The following is a 6,903-nucleotide window of genomic DNA, read 5'->3' as shown; positions in this document are numbered from 1 at the left end:
ACACGCTTCGGTACAGGCAGAGGCGCAACCGCAGCCGACCACCGACACGGAAAGAAAGTACGTGTACGGCATACTCGGCATAGCCAAGCTTTTCGGGTGCAGCCTGCCCACAGCCAACCGCATCAAGAAAAGCGGAAAAATAGACAAAGCCATTACCCAGATTGGACGCAAGATTATCGTAGATGCAGAACTGGCGCTGGAACTGGCTGGCAAGAAAACCGGAAGACGCAGATAAAGGAGGTGATTATGGACTATATAAAAGAAATATCACCCGAACAAGCCGTTATCCTCTGGCAGGAATCCCGGCTAAGTCTGTCTAGATGTTACGAAAAAGCCCCCGAAATTCTGAAAGTACACGGCTCTGTCATCGGGACGCTGGGCAATTTCAGTGCATCCATCGGCAAAGCCAAGAGCAAGAAGACCTTCAATGTATCGGCTATCGTAGCTGCTGCATTGAAGAACGGTACTGTGTTACGATATGCAGCTGAACTGCCCGAGGAAAAGCGGAAAGTGCTTTATATAGATACGGAGCAAAGCCCCTACCACTGCCTGAAAGTGATGAAGCGGATCCTGCGGATGGCAGGATTGCCCGACGACCGGGACAGCGGTTATCTGGAGTTTCTCGCTTTGAGAAAATACACCCCGGAACAGCGCATCAGCATTGTAGAACAGGCTATCTACCACTCACCGGATATTGGGCTGGTCATCATAGACGGCATCCGGGATATGGTGTACGACATCAACAGCCCCGGTGAATCCACCCGCATCATATCCAAGCTGATGCAGTGGACGGACGACAGGCAGATTCATATCCATACGATACTGCATCAGAACAAGGGGGATGAGAACGCAAGAGGGCACATCGGTACGGAACTGAACAACAAGGCGGAAACAGTCCTGCTGGTGGAAAAGGACAAGGGGAACAGCGACATCAGCCATGTTTCCGCCATGCACATCCGGGCGATGGACTTCGAGCCTTTTGCATTCCGCATCAACGACCGAGCCCTGCCCGAACTTGCGGAAGGTTACAAGCTGGAAGCAAGGAAGCCGGGAAGACCTGTGGAGGAAAAGTTTGACCCCCACAAGGATATTAGCGAGCAGCAACACCGCATTGCACTGGAAGCGGTATTCGGGTTGAAAGAGGAATACGGCTACAAGGAACTGGAAGAGGCTTTAATCAAAGTCTATCCCACGGTAGGTATCAAACTGAACCACCAGAAAGCTGTTACCCTTATCACCATGCTGCGCAACAAGCGGATGGTAGTGCAGGAAAACGGCAGGAAGTATTCCTTCAAGCCAGACTTCCACTATTAAACTGAACCGTCCAATCACTTCACTTTATTTCCGTATCCTATATATACGAGAATATCGTGAAGTGATTATATACAGACCGAACTTCACGGAAGAAGTTACGGGCAAAAAGAGAAACAACCGCTTCACTTTATTCCGGGGGTGTATATAATAGGAATAAAGCTAAGCGATGATACAGACCGCATACATTTAAGAGTTGCGGGCAAAAAGAGAAATAATCAACGTACTCACTAAAACGATTTCCTTATGAACATCGAGACTGCAAAACAAATCAATCTGGCTGACTACCTGCACAGCCTGGGTTATTCACCCGTCAAACAGCAGGGTATCAACCTCTGGTACAAATCTCCCTTGAGGGATGAAACGGAGGCTTCCTTCAAAGTGAACACCGAGCGCAACCAGTGGTACGACTTCGGTTTAGGGAAAGGGGGCGGTACCATTGAATTGGCTGCACACCTGTATGCTACCGACCATGTATCTTACCTGCTGGAGCGGATTGCGGAACAGACACCGCATGTACACCCGGTATCTTTCTCTTTTGGCAAGCAGGACTCTTTCGGTCCGAGCTTCCAGCAGCTGGAGATAGTACCGTTATCGTCTCCTGCCCTGCTTTCCTATTTACAAGGTAGAGGAATAAATCTGGAGCTGGCAAAAAGAGAATGTAGAGAAGCCCGTTACACCCACAACGGCAAGCGTTACTTTGCCATTGCCTTCCCTAACGGTTCGGGTGGGTTTGAGGTTCGTAACCCCTATTTCAAGGGCTGCATCGCCCCCAAGGAAATCTCCCACATCAGACAATCGGGAAAAGCAAGGACTACCTGCTATGTGTTCGAGGGATTCATGGACTATCTTTCCTTTCTGACATTGAGACAGGAAAGCTGCCCGAATTATCCGGAGCTGGACGGACAGGACTATATTGTATTGAACTCCGTATCGAACGTGAACAAGGCTCTCTATTCGCTGGGCAGCTATGAACGCATCCACTGCTTTTTCGACAACGACCATGCAGGACTGGAAGCACTCCGGCAAATCCGCATGGAATACGGCAGAGACCGGTACATCCGGGACGCTTCGCAGATTTATGGCGGGTGCAAGGACTTGAACGAATACTTACAACAGCAGAGAGCCGGAAAACAGGCGGAAGCCATCCGGATGAAAGCTGAAACAGCAAGCCGACAGAAGGGAAAAGAAGCCACCGGAGAGGAACCAACCAAACGGGGCAGAGGGCTCAGCATGTAGGGACGGACGCGTGGACTTTTCCATGCTGAAAAAGTCGTAGCTCATTAGGGGATTTTTCGAGCCGCATTACAAGTAACGCTAAAAATCCCCCAATGAGCCAACGGGGTTCCACCCCTCTGGACACCCCCGATGAACGGCTATGCCGCCCCCAAGAGGGGTAAGAAAACAAATGTCTAACGAATCAGAAAGAAAGGAAGAACATGGGATTCGCAGTATTGCATCTTGACAAAGCGCACGGGTCAGACAGCAAGATGTCCGACCACATCGAAAGAAAGACCACCCCGAAGAATGCAGATCCGACACGGACGCATCTCAACCGTGAGCTGATTGAGTTCCCCGGTGGAGTAACCAACCGCAACGAAGCCATCAGCCATAGGCTGAAAAGTGCCGGACTGACACGCAAGATAGGCACCAACCAGGTACGTGCCATCCGCTTCATCCTATCGGGAAGCCCCAAGGACATGAAGCAGATAGAGCAGGCAGGCAAGCTGGATGAATGGTGCAGGGACAGCGTGGAATGGATGAAACGTACCTACGGCAGCGAGAACGTGGTTTCGGCCGTGCTGCACATGGACGAGGAAACACCCCATATCCATGCCACCCTCATCCCTATCGTCCAGACCGAACGCAGAAAGAAGAAGTCAGAAAAACTGGTGAAGAAGAACTACCGCAAAAAACCGAGCGGTGCAGCACGGCTGTCAGCCAATGACATCATGACCCGGCATAAGCTGAAAGCCTATCAGGACGGGTATGCACTGGCTATGGCAAAATACGGATTGAAACGTGGCATCGTCGGCTCGGAAGCCCGGCATACCACCACCGCCCAATACTACCGTGACCTGCTGAACCAGACAGAGGACATACAGGAAAATATCGGTCTGCTGCTTGCCGAAAAGGAACGGGCGGAAAGCGAGCTGGCTAAAATCAAAAGTGAAGCCAGAACCGAGCAGTTGAAAAACAAGGCTACGGATGCCATGACAGCCATTGCCAGCGGTGTCGGTTCTCTTTTCGGTAGCGGTAAGCTGAAGGAGCTGGAACAAGCCAACGGAAAGCTACAGGGTGAAATAGACAAACGTGACAACCAGATTCGTCTGCTGAACGACCACATGAGGATGCAGGAAGAGCGTCACAGCACAGAGAAACACTGCCAGCAGGAGATACACCGACAGGAACTGAACATGAAGGTGAAAAAAATAGAAGAGCTGAATGAAATCATCGGCAAAGCGTTCAAATGGTTCCCCATTATGAGAGAAATGCTGCAAATGGAGAAGTTCTGCAAGTCGGCTGGATTCACGCAGGAGATGATAGACGTGCTTTTGGCTAAAAGAAAACCCATCGTTTGCAGCGGCAAACTGTACTCCACACAGTATAGACAGTCTTTTCAAATAAAGGATGCGGTCTGCAAGATTGAGGACGATTTTACCGAAGAACATAAGTTGGTGCTGACCATAAACCGACAGCCCATAGTACAATGGTTTAAGGAACAATGGGAAAAGTTACAGCAGAATCTGCGTAACTCGGTGCAGAGAGAGCAAAAATCCAGAGGATTCAAGTTGTAATCTGATAGTATTTGATTGGATTTCAATAAAATTGACTATCTTTGCAAACGGATGGAGGAAACTTTATCCAGACATATTAGAATTTTGAAGAAGCGTTATGCTTATCTTGTAAGTTGAAAACCTGAGAAACTTTCAAACGTGTACAAGGATAGCATAGTGGTTCTCACGCTATAGCGTGGGCTGCTATCACTACATCTGTACACAAGGTTTTCTCAGGACCGTCAACTTAGGAAGTAGGACATTGCAGTTCCACGCTTCGTGGTTATTAAAGATTAAAAGCCTTTTTGGAACTGGAAGGCATAGGAGAAAATCTATGAAAAATTTACTCTTTTTGCTTAATGCTCTTCAAAGAAGTGTATTATGCTTCATGCTCTTAACATCAGCCTTCGCTATTAGTTTTACGTCTTGTAGTGACGATGATGAAGATATTCCACAAGGAGGTGAAATTGACTTCGGAGTGCCGCCTTCCGTAGTCGATGGGGTACGTCCTACAGAAGCATCTGGTGTAAAAATCAGTTATAATGAAGATGGCACCATTCGTAATGCCGAAGTTGACGGTTGCACATTTACATTTAATTATGCTGCTACACGGGCTGCTGGTTCCCGTAAGTTGAATAGTATTACGGCTGATAGGTCTGATGGTGGCTCTACCGAAAGTTGGAAAGCTGACAACTTTGTTCTGCTGAGCAACGGATTTATCGGAGGCTATCGGTTGGCATATAGCATGAACGACTCACGTAATGATTGGTGGGAAAAAGAAGAAAATAATTATCAGTTCAGTTACCAAGACGATGGTAAGATAGAAAAAATTAATATGGCTGTTACTGCTAGTGATGCAGAAGAAGGACCTTTTTCTGATTCCGGCAGCTATAGCTATACTTATGATCAAAATGGCGGATTGCGAAAAATCGTAGGCACATCACATGGATTTACATACTTCGAACAAGAATATGAATACAGTTCTGACTTTGCGAACAAATACAATACAATGTTATTAACTCTTGCACCAGAAGATTTAATTTCCAGTGATGCAGTCTTCCGAATTTTGGCTGTAACTGGCTTTTTAGGAAATGCTTCTAAAAAATTACCCCAAAAAGCTAATTTAAGTTACAAAGATCCTGAGTACCCAGAAGATAATGAAACGGAGACTTGGAATCTAGTTTACGACATAAGTTCCAATGGTGTAATTAATTGGTATAGTGTTAATGGACAACAATACACTTGCAAGTTTATAGATGCTGACCATGTGGAAATCCAGTAAAGAATTCATCTGACTTTTGATGGAGAATCTTTACGAATGAAAACAGCTTCCGTTATTAGAGCTAACTTTCTAATATCGGAAGTTGTTTTTTTTGAATAGCAGTAGGGGAGCAATAATAACGGGGCAAAGTTCTATATCCTTTTTCAAAGGGCAAATACTCAAAGTAATGAAACGGCATATCTTTCTTTGTAAAAGAAAGTAGAATTCAGATAAAAGTTTTGATTGTGTAAGTCAGTAGACTTCAGAATCATTTGCCAATAAGTATTATTTAAATAACCTGTGGTTATTGTTATTACCCTCCAATACTTTCATCTGCTGAATGGCAATCTGATTAAGTTTAATCAGCCGTTCACCCTGCGGAATACCTTGGTCTATGAATACCGCATTGAGACTTTCCATATTTGAAAGGCAAATCAGTTCGTTAATAGAAGCATAATCCCGGATATTCCCTTTCAGTTCGGGGTGTTGATCACGCCACATTTTGGCTGTCATGCCGAACATTGCCACATTCAACATGTCCGCTTCATCAGCATAGATGATATTGGCTTGTTTGGCTGTTACCTCAACAGGGATAAGGTTTTGTTTGATTGCATCGGTATGTATGCGATAATTTATTTTGGATAATTCACGTTTCGCGGTCCAACCCAATTGGTTTTGTTCCTGTTCTTTCAGACGTTGGAATTCTTTCAAGAGATAGAGTTTGAATTGGGGAGAAACCCACGAGGCAAACTCAAATGCAATGTCCCTGTGAGCATAAGTACCGCCATAGCGTCCAGCTTTTGCTATAAGTCCTTTCGAATTGGTCTTTTCCGTCCATTGCTTCACTGAAAGAATAAACCTATTCAGCCCAGCTTCATTTTTAATTCCCTCGAATTCGGGGGAATTAAAATCTGGATTGTACATTTCCTCCCAAATGCCAAGAAATTCAATTGTATTTTTATTGCGTAACCATTTTTCGATAAGAGCCAATCCATTCTCTATGTTGCGCACCATATCCGTCAATGATATATAATCTTTATCATCGTGGTTTATGATAGTTATTTCTGTATTCTGAACTTTAATTTTTGCCATTCTATTGATAATATTTTCATTAGATTTAATTGCAAAGTTACAGAAAATCGTCCAATTATAACCTTTGAAAAGAACTATTCATCGCTGAATATTATACCTTTAATACAAAATTAAGTGGACCTGGGGAGAATCGAACTCCCGTCCAAACGAGGAAACCATATGCTTTCTACATGCTTATCTTTGCTTTCGGTTTTCGAGCATAAGCAAGACCAAAGCCACCAACCTATGCCTTATCCCCTAATATTTCGTAAGAGCTATGGAGAAGAACTCAAACTATCCCCGATTTTGCTGTGCCGCTTTATCAAACGCTTCGGAGCAAGAGCTTTTGAGCGACATCTCGTTTCCACCACTTTGGCAGAAATAAAGCTAATCTACTATACTTCGATTAAGCAGCGAGAGCATAATTTTCGTTGCCAGATAAAATTTTGATAACTGAGATTTAAGTGGAAATTACCGACCCAC

General features: G+C 45.2%; 5 protein-coding genes, 1 other RNA gene and 1 pseudogene (1 of these 7 only partly in view). 5 read left to right on the top strand and 2 right to left on the bottom strand.

What is annotated here, in order from left to right:
- From BACFIN_RS01065 to BACFIN_RS01085, 5 genes and pseudogenes are all read left to right on the top strand, one after another.
- Window positions 1-235: DUF3853 family protein (locus BACFIN_RS01065; protein ID WP_007757983.1), on the top strand; the 235-nt coding region annotated here is incomplete at its 5' end.
- An 11-nt stretch (window positions 236-246) separates the two neighbouring features.
- On the top strand, window positions 247-1,314 hold the full coding sequence (locus BACFIN_RS01070; RefSeq protein WP_007757981.1) for an AAA family ATPase: 1,068 nt from the start codon (window positions 247-249) through the stop codon (window positions 1,312-1,314).
- Between the two features lie 243 nt (window positions 1,315-1,557).
- Window positions 1,558-2,433, top strand: a pseudogene (locus tag BACFIN_RS01075) (toprim domain-containing protein); the annotation flags it as partial.
- A 317-nt stretch (window positions 2,434-2,750) separates the two neighbouring features.
- Complete coding sequence (mobV, locus tag BACFIN_RS01080) at window positions 2,751-4,109, top strand: MobV family relaxase (RefSeq protein ID WP_007757978.1); 1,359 nt, start codon at window positions 2,751-2,753, stop codon at window positions 4,107-4,109.
- 313 nt (window positions 4,110-4,422) lie between these two features.
- Window positions 4,423-5,370: a hypothetical protein gene (locus BACFIN_RS01085; protein WP_007757977.1), complete on the top strand. Its 948-nt coding sequence runs from the start codon at window positions 4,423-4,425 to the stop codon at window positions 5,368-5,370.
- A 264-nt stretch (window positions 5,371-5,634) separates the two neighbouring features.
- Here BACFIN_RS01085 and BACFIN_RS01090 read toward each other — a convergent pair whose 3' ends face one another.
- Together BACFIN_RS01090 and ssrA are read right to left on the bottom strand one after the other, a co-directional pair.
- Entirely contained in the window at window positions 5,635-6,441 is an 807-nt protein-coding gene (locus BACFIN_RS01090) for a KilA-N domain-containing protein (protein ID WP_007757976.1), read from the bottom strand.
- A gap of 112 nt (window positions 6,442-6,553) precedes the next feature.
- Window positions 6,554-6,903, bottom strand: a transfer-messenger RNA (tmRNA) gene (gene ssrA, locus BACFIN_RS22135) (it continues 373 nt past the right edge of the window).

The organism is Bacteroides finegoldii DSM 17565 (assembly GCF_000156195.1).
Taxonomy (GTDB): domain Bacteria; phylum Bacteroidota; class Bacteroidia; order Bacteroidales; family Bacteroidaceae; genus Bacteroides; species Bacteroides finegoldii.
This window is presented reverse-complemented; position numbering and strand designations above follow the sequence as displayed.